The 16,187-nt window shown below is 57.9% G+C and carries 15 protein-coding genes; 5 read left to right on the top strand and 10 right to left on the bottom strand.

Annotation, left to right across the window (positions count from 1 at the left end):
• Positions 1-11: 11 nt before the first annotated feature.
• The gene (gene pepD, locus ABLV76_RS18915) at positions 12-1,469 is read right to left on the bottom strand and encodes a cytosol nonspecific dipeptidase (RefSeq protein WP_004204643.1); all 1,458 of its coding nucleotides are present in this window, start codon (positions 1,467-1,469) and stop codon (positions 12-14) included.
• Positions 1,470-1,726: 257 nt separating this feature from the next.
• On the opposite strand from pepD, the gene gpt reads away from it, so the two are divergent.
• From gpt to crl, 3 genes are all read left to right on the top strand, one after another.
• Positions 1,727-2,185, top strand: a complete 459-nt coding sequence (gene gpt, locus ABLV76_RS18910; protein WP_002889733.1) for a xanthine phosphoribosyltransferase — start codon at positions 1,727-1,729, stop codon at positions 2,183-2,185.
• 105 nt (positions 2,186-2,290) lie between these two features.
• Positions 2,291-3,535 (top strand): esterase FrsA, encoded by a 1,245-nt coding sequence (gene frsA, locus ABLV76_RS18905; RefSeq protein ID WP_042937964.1) that lies wholly within the window; start codon positions 2,291-2,293, stop codon positions 3,533-3,535.
• 57 nt (positions 3,536-3,592) lie between these two features.
• Positions 3,593-3,991, top strand: coding sequence for a sigma factor-binding protein Crl (gene crl / locus ABLV76_RS18900; protein WP_002889793.1), 399 nt, complete (start codon positions 3,593-3,595; stop codon positions 3,989-3,991).
• A 97-nt stretch (positions 3,992-4,088) separates the two neighbouring features.
• On the opposite strand, the gene csiR is transcribed toward crl, so the two are convergent.
• The 6 genes from csiR to glaH form a co-directional block, all read right to left on the bottom strand.
• Complete coding sequence (csiR, locus tag ABLV76_RS18895) at positions 4,089-4,781, bottom strand: DNA-binding transcriptional regulator CsiR (RefSeq protein WP_004204660.1); 693 nt, start codon at positions 4,779-4,781, stop codon at positions 4,089-4,091.
• Positions 4,782-4,826: 45 nt separating this feature from the next.
• Positions 4,827-6,227: a GABA permease gene (gene gabP, locus ABLV76_RS18890; protein WP_004204661.1), complete on the bottom strand. Its 1,401-nt coding sequence runs from the start codon at positions 6,225-6,227 to the stop codon at positions 4,827-4,829.
• 135 nt (positions 6,228-6,362) lie between these two features.
• On the bottom strand, positions 6,363-7,646 hold the full coding sequence (gene gabT / locus ABLV76_RS18885; protein WP_004204663.1) for a 4-aminobutyrate--2-oxoglutarate transaminase: 1,284 nt from the start codon (positions 7,644-7,646) through the stop codon (positions 6,363-6,365).
• Positions 7,647-7,658: 12 nt separating this feature from the next.
• Positions 7,659-9,107 carry an NADP-dependent succinate-semialdehyde dehydrogenase gene (gabD, locus tag ABLV76_RS18880; protein ID WP_004204664.1) on the bottom strand — a complete coding sequence of 483 codons (1,449 nt, stop codon included), beginning with the start codon at positions 9,105-9,107 and terminating at the stop codon, positions 7,659-7,661.
• A 23-nt stretch (positions 9,108-9,130) separates the two neighbouring features.
• A complete protein-coding gene (gene lhgO, locus ABLV76_RS18875) occupies positions 9,131-10,399 on the bottom strand; it encodes an L-2-hydroxyglutarate oxidase (RefSeq protein ID WP_017901317.1) in 1,269 nt (422 codons plus the stop codon).
• 27 nt (positions 10,400-10,426) lie between these two features.
• Positions 10,427-11,404 carry a glutarate dioxygenase GlaH gene (glaH, locus tag ABLV76_RS18870; protein WP_025999352.1) on the bottom strand — a complete coding sequence of 326 codons (978 nt, stop codon included), beginning with the start codon at positions 11,402-11,404 and terminating at the stop codon, positions 10,427-10,429.
• 463 nt (positions 11,405-11,867) lie between these two features.
• Here glaH and ABLV76_RS18865 point away from each other — a divergent pair, with 463 nt between their 5' ends.
• Positions 11,868-12,125, top strand: coding sequence for a YjhX family toxin (locus ABLV76_RS18865; RefSeq protein WP_002889848.1), 258 nt, complete (start codon positions 11,868-11,870; stop codon positions 12,123-12,125).
• A 57-nt stretch (positions 12,126-12,182) separates the two neighbouring features.
• Positions 12,183-12,932 carry a class I SAM-dependent methyltransferase gene (locus ABLV76_RS18860; RefSeq protein ID WP_348878417.1) on the top strand — a complete coding sequence of 250 codons (750 nt, stop codon included), beginning with the start codon at positions 12,183-12,185 and terminating at the stop codon, positions 12,930-12,932.
• Between the two features lie 40 nt (positions 12,933-12,972).
• Here ABLV76_RS18860 and ABLV76_RS18855 read toward each other — a convergent pair whose 3' ends face one another.
• From ABLV76_RS18855 to ABLV76_RS18845, 3 genes are all read right to left on the bottom strand, one after another.
• Positions 12,973-13,611 carry a glutathione S-transferase family protein gene (locus ABLV76_RS18855; RefSeq protein WP_154041605.1) on the bottom strand — a complete coding sequence of 213 codons (639 nt, stop codon included), beginning with the start codon at positions 13,609-13,611 and terminating at the stop codon, positions 12,973-12,975.
• A gap of 217 nt (positions 13,612-13,828) precedes the next feature.
• Positions 13,829-15,091 (bottom strand): PTS transporter subunit IIC, encoded by a 1,263-nt coding sequence (locus ABLV76_RS18850; RefSeq protein WP_004204671.1) that lies wholly within the window; start codon positions 15,089-15,091, stop codon positions 13,829-13,831.
• 88 nt (positions 15,092-15,179) lie between these two features.
• On the bottom strand, positions 15,180-16,175 hold the full coding sequence (locus ABLV76_RS18845) for a 2-hydroxyacid dehydrogenase (protein ID WP_049004160.1): 996 nt from the start codon (positions 16,173-16,175) through the stop codon (positions 15,180-15,182).
• Between the last annotated feature and the right edge of the window lie 12 nt (positions 16,176-16,187).

Genomic DNA, 16,187 nt, shown 5'->3' with positions numbered 1-16,187 from the left:
GGTGGTGGTGCTTATTTAGCCGGAATGGCTTTCAGCAGCTCGGTCAGCAGCGTCCAGTACTGGCCGACGCTTTCGATATGTACCTGCTCATCCGGAGAGTGCGGACCGGTAATGGTCGGCCCGATGGAGACCATGTCCATTTCCGGATACGGTTTTTTGAACAGGCCGCATTCCAGACCGGCGTGGATGATCTGGATGTTCGGCGTCTTGTTGAACAGACGCTGATAGGTCTCGCGCACCAGGTGCATCACCGGCGAATTGGCGTCCGGTTGCCAGCCAGGGTAAGCGCCTTTGGCTTCGGTTTTCGCCCCCGCCAGCTTACCCAGAGAATCCAGCATGCTGACCACGTAGTCTTTACCGCTGTCGATCAGCGAGCGGATCAGGCAGTGGATCTGTACGTTGTCATCGGTCATGGTGACGACGCCGACGTTCAGCGAAGTTTCCACTACGCCTTTCGCCACGTCAGAGTTGCGGATAACCCCGTTCGGCGTGGCGTTCAGCAGACGGATGAAAGTGTCGCGGGAAGCCTGAGTCAGCGCCGCTTTGTCGTTATCGACCGCTTCCACGAGCACCACCAGGTTCTTCTCTTTGGCCTCCAGCTCGTTTTTCAGCAGCGCCTGGTAAGTATTCACCAGCGCTTTCAGCGCATCGGCTTTATCCGCGGCGACGGCGACAGTAGCGTAAGCTTCACGCGGGATGGCGTTGCGCAACGTGCCGCCGTTGAAATCGACCAGACGCAGATCCAGCTCATCGGCGTGGCCGGCGAGGAAGCGCGACAGCAGCTTGTTGGCGTTACCCAGACCAAGGTGAATATCACCGCCGGAGTGGCCGCCTTTCAGCCCTTTTAAGGTGACTTTAAAGCTCTGGAACCCGGCCGGAATCGCTTCGCGGGTCAGCGCCAGGTTAGAGGTGAAATCGATCCCGCCGGCGCAACCCATGTAGATTTCGCCTTCTTCTTCGGAGTCGGTGTTGATCAGGATATCGGCCTGCAGCCAGTTGGCCTGCAGACCGAAGGCACCGTCCATGCCGGCTTCTTCGGTCATGGTCAGCAGCACTTCCAGCGGGCCGTGAGCGACGCTGTCGTCGGCCAGTACCGCCAGTGCGGACGCCATCCCGATACCGTTGTCCGCGCCCAGCGTGGTGCCGCGCGCTTTCACCCATTCGCCGTCAATGTACGGCTGAATCGGATCTTTGGCGAAGTCGTGGACGGTGTCGTTATTTTTCTGCGGCACCATATCGAGGTGCGCCTGCAGCGCTACCGGCTTACGGTTTTCCATACCGGCAGTCGCGCCTTTACGAATCAGAATGTTGCCAACCTGGTCGCGTTCCGCGTGTAAGCCTTTTTCTTTTGCCCAACCCATAATGTGCTCGGCGAGCTGTTCTTCGTGATAGGACGGGTGCGGGATGGAGCAAATCTTGGCAAAAATATCCCAAAGCGGCTGCGGGGATAGTTGAGACAGTTCAGACACGGTAAGTCTCCTTACAGACTCCTGCATACAGCGGTTGCAGGACGAGGGTTAGCGTTAAAATACACAACAAGCCCGGGCTTGCGCGATGGGGTTGAGAATACCACTTTCCACCGCCGCAGGTAGTGTAAACAACGCAAAAAGCGTTGCGCAAACCGCTTAACACTGGTTTTTAGTGCGTCAGATCTCTATAATCTCGCGCAACCATTTTCCCCCTCGAACATTATTTAAGCCGTATTACACAGGCTGGGACACTTCACATGAGCGAAAAATACGTCGTCACCTGGGACATGTTGCAGATTCACGCCCGCAAACTGGCCAGCCGTCTGCTGCCGGTTGAGCAATGGAAAGGCATTATTGCCGTTAGCCGCGGCGGACTGGTACCGGGAGCGTTACTGGCGCGTGAACTGGGCATTCGTCATGTTGATACCGTATGCATCTCCAGCTACGACCATGATAACCAGCGCGAGCTGAAAGTGCTGAAACGTGCGGAAGGCGATGGCGAAGGCTTTATCGTTATCGACGATCTGGTGGATACCGGCGGGACCGCTGTGGCGATCCGCGAAATGTATCCCAAAGCGCACTTTGTCACCATTTTCGCCAAACCGGCAGGCCGTCCGCTGGTGGATGATTACGTGGTTGATATTCCGCAGGATACCTGGATTGAACAGCCGTGGGATATGGGCGTGGTGTTTGTACCGCCTATCGCAGGTCGTTAATTCTTCAGGACAGTGCTATTTACCACGCCCGGCTTGCCGGGCGTGGTTTTTTTTATCCTTTAGCAGGTTACAATATCCGGAGTGGCACTACGACGGAGACTGCACATGTCACAGGCTAACCTTAGCGAAACGCTGTTTAAACCTCGCTTCAAACATCCCGAAACCTCTACGCTGGTGCGCCGGTTTTCTGCCGGAAAACCCCAGGCGATGCAGTCAGCGCTGAGCGGCAATCACGTCGATCACTGGTACCGTCTGATCAATCGCTTAATGTGGATCTGGCGCGGCGTAACCCCGCAGGAGATCCTCGATGTGCAAGCGCGCATTGTGATGAGCGAGGCCGAACGAACCGATCCCGAGCTGTTCGATACCGTTATCGGCTATCGCGGCGGCAACTGGATTTTTGAGTGGGCGAAAGAAGCCATGCAGTGGCAGCAAAAGGCCGGGCAGGAAGCCGATCCTTTGCTGAGCGGCCGCCACTGGCTGCATGCTTCGAACCTGTACAGCATTGCCGCTTATCCGCATATCAAAGGCGATGAGCTGGCGGAACAGGCGCAGGCTTTAGCCAACCGGGCGTATGAAGAGGCCGCCCAGCGACTGCCTGGCGCCCTGCGCGAGCTGGAGTTTACTATCCCTGGCGGCTCGCCGATAACCGGCTTTTTGCATATGCCGAAAGGCGAGGGGCCGTTTCCGACGGTGCTGATGTGCGGGGGGCTGGACTCGCTGCAGACCGATTATTACAACCTGTATGAAAACTACTTCTCACCGCTCGGCATTGCCATGCTGACCCTTGATATGCCCTCCATCGGCTTCTCATCAAAATGGACGCTGAATCAGGACACCAGCCTGCTGCATCAGCACGCGCTGCGCCATCTGGAAAATGTGCCGTGGATTGACCATACCCGGGTCGCCGCCTTCGGCTTCCGCTTTGGCGCCAATATCGCGGTGCGTCTCGGTTACCTGGAGCCGCAGCGGCTGAAGGCCGTAGCCTGTCTGGGGCCGGTGGTCCACGGTCTGCTGGTGGATCCCCTGCATCAGGGGCGCGTGCCGGAGATGTACCTCGACGTGCTGGCCTCGCGGCTGGGCATGCATGACGCATCCGATGAAGCGCTGCGCGTGGAGCTCAATCGCTATTCGCTCAAAACCCAGGGACTGCTGGGGCGCCGTTGCCCGACGCCGATGCTCTCCGGCTTCTGGAAGGATGATCCGTTCAGCCCTGAAGAGGAGTCGCGGTTAATCACCTCGTCATCTGCCGATGGCAAACTGCTGGAGATCCCGTTTAACCCGGTGTATCGCAATTTTGATCACGCATTGCGACAGATCGCCCGCTGGATCAATCATAGATTTGGTTAATTTATTGCTAAATTCTATTGGTTTGGTAAAACAGTTGCATCACTAAAGGAGATCGCAATGACGTTACCGAGTGGACACCTGAAAAGTAAGTTGATCAAGAAATTCACGGCGCTAGGGCCTTACATTCGCGAAGAGCAGTGCCATGACAACCGTTTCTTTTTCGATTGCCTGGCAGTTTGCGTCAATGTTAAGCCCGCGCCGGAGAAGCGTGAATTCTGGGGCTGGTGGATGGAAATGGAAGCACAAGAGTCACGTTTCACCTATAGCTACCAGTTTGGTCTGTTCAATAAAGAAGGGTCATGGCAGGCGGTCGACATTGACGACCCGGAAGTGAGCGACAGACTGGAAAAAACGCTGCGCGAGTTTCACGAGCGCGCGGCAGCGCTGCTGACCACCTTTAATCTGAAGCTGGAACCGGCCGACGATTTCAGCGAGCCGGTTCGTCTGCGGGCCTGATTGATCTACGGATACGATTTCTCCACGCCCGTGCGGCGTGGAGGAGCGTGACGAAGACGTTGCCGGCATCCCCGTACTTTCTACCCCGCCGCCTGACTCACACTACCTGCGGCTGCAGCTTGCCGGCCATCGCCTGCTGAATAATCGGGATCGGAGTCAGTAAGTGCTCGCGCATCAGCGCGCTGGCCTGTTCAGCGTCGCGCGCCAGAATAGCGTCCACCAGAGTCTGATGCTGGACATGCTTATCTTCCAGCATCTCCACCGACAGCACAGTGGTGCGCAGCCAGATGAAGCGGTAGCGGGCCGCCAGGTCGAACAGCCGTTCGCGCATCTGCAGCAGATACTGCGAACCGCAGCCGGCGACGATGGCGGTGTGAAATGCCTGATGGCGCTGGTCCCATTCATCGAGTAAGTGCTCACTCGCTTCGCACGACTCCAGCTTGTTGAGCAGATGGGCGCGGGCCAGCAGCTCGGCTTCCCACTCATCGCCGCCGCGCTCAATGGCGAGGCGCACCAGCATGGCTTCCATGTTGGCGCGCGCGTCGAAGATATCGAGAAGCTCCTGTTCCGACATGGGCGCTACCCGATAGCCTTTCTGATTGACCACCGTCACCAGCCGCTCGGCCACCAGCTGCGAAAGCGCCTCGCGCAGCGGACCGACCCCCAGGGCATAGCGCGAGGTCAACAGGCTCATCCGCAGCTTCTCATCGGGTTGGTAGACCCCGCGGATGATGTCGTTTTTTAACCAACGGTACCCGTCAATGGCCGTCGCCTGGGAAATGGCGGTCATGTTCTTACTCCTGAATACTCTTCCCGGCGGGCGCCGGGAAGAGGGTTAACGCGTATTTTGCAGCGGCAGTTTTTGCCACAATACCAGCTTTTTCCAGCGCGACATAATCGGTACCGTACAAATAATTCCCAATGCTAACAGGCCGGTAGAGATCACCTCCAGCTGCTGCGCCGGACGGAACAGCATCACCACCAACACGAAGGTGATAAAGGCGATCACCAGCCAGGTCAGATACGGATAGAGCCACATTCTGAGACGGATCTCGCCGCCTTGCGCCTGAAGGATTTTGCGCATCCGCAGTTGCGAAACGGCGATCACCAGATAGACCAGCAGGGCGATGGCGCCGGAGCTGTCGATGAGGAATTTAAACACCTTGGCAGGCGCGTAGTAGTTTACCACCACGGTGAGGAATGCCGCGCCGGTGGAGAGGAGCACCGCCACGTACGGCGTTTTGCTGCGGTTGGTCCGGCCCATGATGGCCGGCGCATCGCCGCGGCGGCTCAGGGAGTAGAGCATCCGCGAAGCGGTATACAGCGCCGAGTTCAGACAGCTGGTGACCGACAGGAGGATCACGCCGTCCATAATCAGCTTGGCATAGGGAATATGCAGCAGCTCGAGCACCGAGCGGTAGGAGCCGATGCTCTTCAGCCCCGGCATATTCCACGGGATGAGAGCGACGACGATAAAGATCGAGCACAGATAAAAAATAGAGATACGCCAGATCACCGAGTTGGTGGCGCGCACGATATGTTTATCCGGAGTATCCGATTCGGCGGCGGCAATGGTGACAATCTCCGCGCCCATAAACGAGAACATGGTGATCAGCATCGCGCTGAGCACCGCGCCGAAGCCGTTGGGCATAAAGCCGCCGTGATCCCACAGCCGCGAAATGCCGCTCACCTCGGCATAGGGATAAAAACCGGTAATGGCGACCGCGCCCAGTACGATAAACGCCAGAATAGCGACCACTTTGCACAGCGCCAGCCAGAACTCGAATTCGCCGTAGTTTTTGACGCTCAGCAGGTTACTGCCGGTGAGGGCGAGGGTGATGACCAGGGAGAACAACCACACCGGGACGCCCGGCACCCATGAATGCAAAATAATCGCCGCGATATTGGCTTCCAGCGGAATAACCAGGACCCAAAACCACCAGTACAGCCAGCCGATGGTATACCCCGCCCAGCGGCCGATGGCTTTATCAGCATAGGTGGAAAAGGAGCCGGTATCCGGCGTGGCGACCGCCATTTCGGCCAGCATACGCATAATCATCACCACCAGCAGCCCGGCAAACAGATAGGCCAGCAGCACTGCCGGGCCCGCCTCGGCAATGGCGACGCTGGATCCGACAAATAAACTCGCGCCGATCACCCCGGCGATAGATAACATTGTGACGTGGCGCGACTTCAGTCCCGCCCCTAAATCCTGTGATTGCGACAGTTGCCCCATCATTTACCCTCTCGAAGTGTGTCACCTGGGAGAGCGCCCCGACATTCCCGCGCCGGGGCACGCGTATTATTGTTGTTTTGCAGGTCTCGTCTTCATTCCCTTACTAACGTACTTCGTGTCCGCATATCTGTTGTTTTATGCCTGTTTCGCCTCGGTAAAGCAGTCGGCGATGATCTTCAGCCCCTGCTCGATCTGCGCCTCTTCGATGGTCAGTGGCACCAGGATGCGCAGTACGTTGTAGTACGGCCCGCAGGAGAGCAGGATCAGGCCTTTGTCGCGCGCGCGGGCGACGATATCCGCCGTGAGTCTTGCATTCGGTCTGCTGTGGTCGCCTTCTTCAAACAGCTCGATGGCGATCATCGCTCCCAGACCGCGGACATCGCCGATCTCCGGATGATCTTCAGCGATCGCCAGCAGGCCCTGGCGCAGGGTATCGCCGAGCTGGTTGGCTTTTTCCAGCAGGTTTTCCTGCTCGAAAATCTGCAATACCGCCAGGGCGGCGGCGCAGGCGATGGGGTTGCCGGCATAGGTGCCGCCCAGTCCGCCGGGGGCGATGGCGTCCATCACCTCCGCACGGCCGGTGACGCCCGCCAGCGGGAAACCGCCGGCGATGGATTTGGCGAAGGTGGTGATATCCGCCGCGACGCCCATCTGCTCCATGGCGAACAGGGTACCGGTGCGGCCCGCGCCGCTCTGAACCTCATCGGCGATGAGCATAATGCCGTGCTCGTCGCACAGGGCGCGCAGGCGCTGCATAAAGGCCGGGGAGGCGGCATAGAATCCGCCTTCACCCTGCACCGGCTCGATAATGATGGCGGCGATATCTTCCGGCGCGGCATCGTTTTTGAAGATGCGATGGATGCTGGCGATCGCCTCGTCATCGCTGACGCCGTGCAGCGCGCACGGGTAGAGGGCGCGATAGACGTGGCCCGGCATTAAGCCCATACCGGCGGAGTAAGGATTCACTTTACCGGTCAGCGACAGGGTGTAGTGGGTACGGCCGTGATAGGCGCCGGTGAAGGCGATAGCGCCGCTGCGCCCGGTTGCCGCGCGGGCGATCTTCACCGCGTTCTCCACCGCTTCCGACCCGGTGGTGACCAGCAGGGTTTTCTTGGCGAAATCACCTGGCACCTTCTGGTTCATCTTTTCGCACAGCGCCAGGTAGGGCTCGTAGGCCAGCACCTGGAAGCAGGTATGGGACAGCTTTTTCAGCTGGTCCTCCACGGCGGCGACAATCTGCGGATGCAGGTGGCCGGTATTGAGCACCGCGATACCGCCGGCGAAATCGAGATATTCCCGCCCTTCGACGTCCCACACCCGGCAGTTCTCCGCGCGCTCAGCGAAGATAGGATGGATCTGGCCGACGCCGCGCGGGACCGCGTCGCTGCGACGCGCCATTAATGCTTTATTGCTGTTCATCCGACACTCCTGTTAAAGGCCAATACACATGTATTTGATTTCTAAGTAGTCTTCGATACCGTACTTCGACCCTTCGCGGCCGAGGCCGGAGGCCTTAACGCCGCCGAACGGGGCGACTTCGGTGGAGATAATGCCGGTATTGATGCCGATGATGCCGTACTCCAGCGCTTCGCCGACGCGGAAAACGCGGCTCAGATCGCGGGCGTAGAAATAGGCGGCGAGGCCGAACTCGGTATCGTTGGCCTGGGCAATGACGTCGGCTTCATCTTTAAAGCGGAACAGCGGGGCCAGCGGGCCGAAGGTCTCCTCTTTCGCCACTTTGGCGCTGTCGGGAACGTTGACCAGGATGGTCGGCTGGAAGAAGTTGCCGCCCAGGGCGTGCGGTTTGCCGCCGGTGACCACCTTCGCGCCTTTGGCGATGGCGTCGGCAATGTGTTCTTCAACTTTGGCGACGGCTTTCTCGTCGATCAGCGGGCCGGTGGTGACCCCGTCCTGCAGGCCGTCGCCAATGCGCAGTTTTTCCACCGCCTGCTGCAGCTTCTCGGCGAAACGGTCATATACCCCATCCTGGACGTACAGGCGGTTGGCGCAAACGCAGGTCTGCCCGGCGTTGCGGAACTTCGACGCCAGCGCCCCCTCGACGGCTTTGTCGAGGTCGGCATCGTCGAAGACGATAAACGGCGCGTTGCCGCCCAGCTCCAGGGAGACTTTTTTGATGTCTTTCGCGCACTGCTCCATCAGCTGGCGGCCAATCTCGGTCGAGCCGGTAAAGGAGAGCTTGCGCACCAGCGGGTTACTGGTCAGTTCGCCGCCGACCGCGCCGGCTGAGCCGGTGACCACGTTGAACACCCCGGCGGGGATCCCGGCGCGATTGGCCAGTTCGGCCAGCGCCAGCGCGGAAAACGGCGTCTGGCTGGCCGGTTTCAGGACCATGGTGCAGCCCGCAGCCAGCGCCGGGCCCGCTTTGCGGGTGATCATCGCCGCCGGGAAGTTCCACGGGGTGATGGCGGCGGTAACGCCGATGGGCTGCTTAATCACCAGCAGGCGCTTGTCGGCCTGGTGGCCAGGAATGGTGTCGCCGTAAATGCGCTTACCTTCTTCGGCGAACCACTCAATAAAGGAGGCGGCGTAGCTGATTTCACCTTTGGCTTCCGCCAGCGGTTTCCCCTGCTCGAGGGTCATCAGACGAGCGAGATCGTCCTGATTCTCCATCATAAGATCGAACCAGCGGCGCAGAATGTTCGCCCGCTCTTTGGCGGTGAGGGCACGCCAGGCGGGAAGGGCGCGGTTAGCGGCCTCGATCGCTTGTCGGGTTTCGTCGGCGCCCATTTTCGGCACGCTGCCGAGCTGCTCGCCGTTGGCCGGGTTGGTCACCGCAATCACGTCGCCGTTGGGCGCATCGCGCCACTGACCATCAATCAGCGCCTGCTGGCGAAACAGAGTCATATCGTTGAGTTGCATAATCGCTTCCTGTCTTCAGGGGGTTAACGGGTAAAAGCGGCGTGTAGTGTCTCCACGCTACGTGCCGCACGCAGCGTGCGTCCGGGATTGCTCTGGCTGGCCAGCAGGGTCTGCACCTTGCTGACGATATGCGCGCCGATCGGGATAGCCGACGTCGCCGCCGGCGACGGCGCGTTACAGGTGTGAATGGAACGCGCGGTGGTGACAAAGAGAAAATCGTCGATCAGTTTGCCCTGCGGCGACACCGCCTGCGCCCGCACGCCGGCCGGCCACGGGCGTAAATCGCTGAGCGTCAGGCTCGGGCAGTATTTCTGCACCAGCCGCAGATAGCCGCTTCTGCACAGCGAATTCTTCATTTCGCCCAGTCCGGAGCGCAGGTTGTTTTGCAGCACCCGGCGGATGCCGGGCGAGGTGAGGATCTCCAGGGTATCGGCCAGCGAGATATCACGCTTGCGATAGCCTTCGCGCTTCAGGGCCAGCACGGCGTTGGGGCCGACGGTGACGCTGCCGTCGATCATGCGGGTCAGGTGGACGCCGAGGAACGGCATCGCCGGATCGGGGATCGGATAGATCAGATGGTTGACGATCTGATTGTGCTGCGGGGCAAGCTGGAAATACTCCCCGCGGAACGGGCAGATGATAAACCCGGGATCGACGCCGAGCATTTTCACCAGCCGATCGGCCATCAGCCCGGAGCAGGTAATCAGCGTCGAGGCCTCATACTCACCGCCCTGACGGGTGCGGATCACCACGCCGCTGGCGTGTTCTTTCAGGGCGCTGACTTCGGCGTTGTAGACAATGGCGCCGCCTTTCGATTCGAAGTTCTTCGCCATCGCCGCCGCCACGTCGCGGTAGCTGACGATGCCGCTGGAAGGGACGAATATCCCGCCGAGCCCGCTGATGTTCGGTTCGCGCTCGCGTAGCTCCCCGGCGCTTAGCCATTCCCGCTGCAGGCCGTTGGCGGCGGTGCGATCCCACAAGGCGCGCATCCGCTCCATCTCCAGCGGCGAGGTGGCGACCAGCATCTTGCCGCAGACGTCATAGCGGATGCCGTTCTGCTCGCAAAAGGCCTTGGTAGCGCGGTTGCCGGCGAGGCAAAACTGCGCCTTGAGGCTGCCGGGGGTGTAATACACCCCGGCGTGGATCACGCCGCTGTTGTGGCCGGTCTGATGGCAGGCCGGGCCGGACTCTTTTTCCAGCAGCGCAATGCGGGCGTCCGGGTAAATCTCAATTAACTGCATGGCGGTCGACATGCCGATGATGCCGCCGCCGATAATCACGAAATCATACATCCGCTCAATTCCTTCGCCTGAAAACCCTTATTGATGAGTCTGGTAATGATTCGTGGAATACGCAAAGTAGCCGCGCTGGCGCATCAGCTCGCGGCGCAGGTCCGGGTGCGGCGTAAAGCGGTCGCGGCCGTGCAGCCAGAACAGGTTGTTAATCAACAGAAATTTGCCTACCGGCACCGGTATAGAAAGAATGTTTTTGCTGGTCTCCAGCGCGTCGGAGAGGCGGCTCAGCCAGGTGCCTTCTTCGAAATCTTTCGGCTGGACGAACTGGTCGATATAGCGCATCACCGGGCGACCCAGCTGGTCGACGTCGAACACCGGGTGGAAAACATCTTTGCTGACGTTTTTGCTCGGCGGCGCGGCCCAGCGCATCGGGCGGCGGGCGAGCGGGTCGCGGAAGAATTCGTCGAGGTGCTCCCAGTCGTCGAGATGCAGCAGCAGGGAATTGCCGCCCTGCATGTTCTGCTCGTCGATCTTCATCATCAGCACGTAGTCGGTTTGCTCTTCGACGTAGGTACCGTCGTTGTGCAGCTCCATCACCCGGTGCGGCTGGCGCAGGTAGCTGTCCGAATTATCGACGTTTTTCACCACGAAGCGGGCGTAATACTGGCCGCTCATGGCGTCGAAGTTGGAACGGCCAATCAGGTGGGCGACGGCGGTGGCCAGCTTGACCATCTCTTCGGCCTGGCTGACATTATCGATCCCTTCGCCGTTGATCAGCAGCGCGCCTTCCGCGCGATCGAGCAATGTTTTGATCAGCAGCGGCTGCAGCTGGTTGCCGCACAGATCGTCGAGGATCTTGCCCACCTGGAAGCGTAAGAAAGATTTGTACTCCAGCGCCTGCACCGGCCACTGCGCGACCTGCTGCAGAAACTGGGTGGTGGTGTCCGCGGAAAAGGTGAGCTCCAGCAGGCGCGGCGACTGGGCGGAAGGGGAGACGGTAAAGCCAGGGTATTGCTGGGCTAACGGCGCGGGTGTCGGTTTTACTGCGGTCAGGGCGTTCATCAGGATCGTTCCTCGCTGTAAGGTCAGGGTGATGTTCATTTCGTAGCCATAAATTAAAAATATCTACATTTTTATAAAATGCGTACGAAATGGCCTTTTTGTTTCCATTTTGTGATCTGACAACAATTATTTAACAATGCGGGAGGGGGATAAGGTGGTGGTGAAAGTTGAGGAGCAGAGCGAGCGGCGGATAGCGCAAAAAATGGGGGGTAGGCTGACGGGAAATCGTAATACCGGTCACAGTTTTTAATCTGCACAATACCCTTACCAGATGAAGGTGTTAATATTCAGCCGGTAAATACCTTTCAATGCTCACCGAGGCTTCGATGCTGGAGAATGTCATTATCAGATAATCAGCTTCCCGACCTGCCCAGGCCGGACTGATTATCGCTGCGCTTAAACCTTACGCACACACCTGCGGGTGTAGGCATGTTTTCGCACATGATAATGAACAGGTTTCAGTATGAATTTATCCCGTCAGGAACAACGGACCTTACACGTACTCGCCAAAGGTGGCCGTATTGCGCACGTCCGCGATACCTCCGGCCGCATTACCGCCGTCGAATGCTACACCCGGGAAGGGCTGTTGCTGAGCGACTGTACCCTCGCGGTCTTCAAAAAGCTCAAAACCAAAAAGCTGATTAAGTCGGTGAATGGCCAGCCGTACCGGATCAACACCACCGGTTTGAATAACGTTCGCGCACAGGCGGACAACCGCTGATACAGCGACCCGGGCAGGGTCGCTGCCCGGGCGTATGGCTCTCAAGGAGAAACACCCATGATCGATATCCCTCGCATTTTTACTATCAGTGAAAGCGAACACCGTATTCATAACCCTTTTACCCCGGAAAAGTACGCCACGCTGGGACTGGCGCTGCGAATGGCGCCGGGCACCGCCATTCTTGACCTCGGCAGCGGCTCCGGCGAGATGCTCTGTAGCTGGGCGCGCGATCATCAGATCGTCGGCACCGGGGTGGACATGAGTCTGCTATTCAGTCAGCAGGCGGCCGCCCGGGCAGAAGCGCTCGGGGTGAGCGACCGGGTGACCTTCATACACCAGGATGCCAGCGGGTATGTCGCCAGTCAGCCGTGCGATATTGCCGCCTGCGTGGGGGCAACGTGGATCGGCGGCGGAGTGGCAGGCACGATTGCGCTGCTGAAGCAGAGTCTTAACCCAGGCGGCATGCTGCTTATCGGCGAGCCATGGTGGCGCAAACGCCCCGCCACGGCGGAAGAAGCGGTTGCCTGCGGCGCGCAGTCACCCGATGACTTCCTGACGCTGCCGGCGCTGGTCGCTCACTTTGGCGAACTGGGCTATGACGTGGTGGAGATGGTACTGGCCGACCAGGAGGGCTGGGATCGTTATGAAGCGGCGAAATGGCTGACGATGCGCCGCTGGCTGGAGGCCAATCCGCACGATGACTTCGCGCCGGAGGTTCGCCAGCAGTTGACCACTGCGCCGCTACACCACGTCACCTGGACCCGGGAATATCTCGGCTGGGGCGTGTTTGTCCTGATGGCGCGTTAACCGGTATGTCGGTAGCGTCAGGAGGCGCTACCGACCATTTTCAGACCTTCAGCTCGTCGTAGCTGACCATGACGTGCTGGCGAAAGGCGGGCCGTGCGGTTAGCCGTGCATAATACGCCGCAAGGTGGGGGAGGGGACGACGGGTGATATCGATGGCAAAGTAGCGGTACAGCACATGGCCAAACTGGATATCGGCCAGGGTGAAGGTATCGCCCACCAGATAGCGACTGCCGGCGAGACGTGCCTCGGCAATCGCCAGCTTTTGCTCCAGGGCCGTCACCGCCGCGGCGATGGCCCGCGGATCCCGCTCGGCGGCGGGCGTGCGCACCACGTGCCAGAACACCGGCGCCGTAAAGCCGAGGGCGATATTCTGCTTTGACCACTCGGCCCAGCGATCAACCTCAGTACGAGCCAGCAGTTCGCCCGGCCAGAAGGCGTCGTCGGCGTAGCGACTGGCTAAATAGCAAAGGATCGCGCCGGTTTCCCACAGCGGCGGATTTTCGTCATCCTGCAGCACTGGCACCGTACGATTGGGATTGAGCTGATAAAACGCCTCGCTGTCGGTACCGCCATAGCGATGCCCCACGTCGAACCGGAGATAGTCCAACCCAAGCTCGCCAACACACCACATCAGCGCCTGCACGTTAGAGGAGGTTTTTCGGCCCCAGATGGTCAACATCGGGATCTCCAGAGAATAATGAAAGAAGGAGCATAGCAGGTTGGGTTGAAAAGAGGAGGGGGCACAAAAGAAATGAACCACCTCGCCGCGCAGGGGGCGGACGCGCTGGTCAGATGTTCAAACCAGGGGCGTAGCTGAGCCAGCTATTCAGTACACAGTATAAGAGGAAGAAACAGAGGGCAGCAGTTTGCCCTCTGTTTACTTGTGTGGTCTTGTACTAAGGTGTGGCGCTAAAAAACTCGCCAAACTTGACGGCCAGCCAGCCGACAGGCGTCGTGGCGCCGCCGACGATATTGGTGATCTCGGCCATCCCTTCCGGCACTGGAATATGCGAGTTCACCGCCGCCTGAGTGTATTCTTGCGAAATGTCCGTCCCGACATACAGGATGCAGGTCACGATCAGGGTTCCGGTTATGAACATGCGGAACATATTTCGTTTACAGAACGGCGTGACCATTGCCAGCAGGAACATTAATGAAGCCAGATCGACAAAGGGCAGTACGCGGTTGCCGGGCAGAATGATAGACAGCACCACAGCCATAGGGATTAACAGCAGACCGGTCGCCAGTACCGAAGGTTCACCGATCAGTAACGCCGTATCCATCCCGATGTAAAAATCGCGCCCCGGGAATTTAGCCTTCAGTTTTGCTTCAGCGGCATCACGGACAATCAACAATCCCTGCACCAGAATTTCAATCATTTTAGGCAGTAGCAGCATGGCGGCTGAAACCTTAATGGCCAGTGAAACGGCAGCAGAAACGTCATATCCCGCCAGGAAGGCCAACAGCAGTCCCAGCACAAATCCCAGGGTAAGAGGCTCGCCAAAAACGCCGAATTTTTTATTAATACTTTCCGGATCGAAATTGATTTTATTGATAAGCGGGATCTTATCAATGATGTAATTACAGGCAATGCCAAACGGCACGTAAGCTATACAGGTAAGATGTGGGAATGATATCCCTTTAAGATTATAGTTTTTTTGTAAATATGGAGCCGTTAAATCTGCCGCCAATAGCGTCAACACAAAAATAGCGAATGTAATACCGACCGAAAGCCAGTAATTTCCCGTTCCGGCATAGACCACAGACCCCATGATCAGGAAAATCCAGTAGTTAAAAATATCGATATTCACCGTTTTGGTTAATTTCAACAGAAGCATAGCCAAGTTGATGACGATAAAGCCCACCACGACGGGCAGCATCAGTGGCGAACCCCAGCCAATGGTCGATGCGGTAGGCCAACCGGTATCAACGACCGTTAACTGCAGGCCGATACGCTCAACCATCGCCTGCGATGCGGGGCCCAGATTTGTCAGCAGCAGGCCAATCACCAGCCCCACCCCTTCAAAACCAATGCCTACCAGCATTCCTGCTTTAAATGCCGTACCGATTTTAACGCCAAAGCAAAGCGCGATAATAAAGAATATTACTGGCATCATTACTGATGCCCCCAGACTAATAATGCTGTTGATAATATCCATAATGATTCCTTAAAAGGCGGGCGAATTGGGCACGAGTTAACCCGTGCCCATTGGGCCCTGTTAATACCTTTAATGGTTCTTTTAGTATTTAACTGAGTTTCTTTAAAAGGATCTCAGCGAAGAGTTTGGGCGAATTACTGAATGCGTCAATGGTACTCCCGGCAATATGCGGCGTAATGGTCACGTTATTCAGTGTATAGAATGCACTGTCGTCAGGGAGTGGCTCGTCATCAAAGGTATCAAGCGCGGCGCCCATGATTTGCCCGGATCTGAGCGCATCAATCATCTCTTTTTCATTGATTAACCCGGAGCGTGCCGTGTTAACAATGATGGCACTGCGCTTCATCAGCGCGAAATGGTGTGCGTTAATCAGATTTTCGGTTTCCGGCGTCAGGCGAGCATGTAACGAGATAACGTCGGCGCGTTGTACCAGTTCGTCCAGAGAATCGACTTTCTCATAACGTTCATGGCCTGCAACGTACTTATCGTAAAAGATAATCTCCGTGCCAAAGCCGCTGAGAAATCCCGCGACCAGTTGGGCAATATGACCGAGGCCAACCAGCCCCACGACTTTTCCGCCAAGTTCCGGGATCGCCTGATGGTTCGGACTGTCTTTACGCCAGTATTTGTCACGCAGGGCATCGTGTGAACGGGCGATATTGCGCATTTCCGCCAGGATCATGCCGACCGTGAATTCGGCGACGCTGCGAGCGTTACGCCCCGGTGTGTTTATCACCTCAACGCCCCGGGCGTTCGCCACCTGAAGATTCACGTTTTCCACGCCACCGCGGAGCACGCCTACATATTTCAGCTTTGGTATTTTATCGAACACCGCAGTATTGACGGGGGCAAACTGAGTGATCAGGATGTCAATATCATCCGTTCCCTGAAGCAGCGCTTCCGGTAAGGCCACCGCTTCTGCTCCTTCCTGTTCAACCCGCAGATTATCTTCCTGAAGTTTCTCAACGGAGTCATGTGACCACTCGCGTATTTCCACTTCAATTCCCTTATCCCTGAGCGCTTTCAGGCCTGATTCCATCATCGCTGCATTGATAAACAGATCGGCAATTGCCAGACATTTCATAATGATTCTCCC

The organism is Klebsiella sp. GB_Kp047 (assembly GCF_040065235.1).
GTDB lineage: Bacteria > Pseudomonadota > Gammaproteobacteria > Enterobacterales > Enterobacteriaceae > Klebsiella > Klebsiella quasipneumoniae.
Note: the sequence above shows the minus strand (reverse complement) of the source record. Positions and strands in the feature narration are given on the sequence as shown.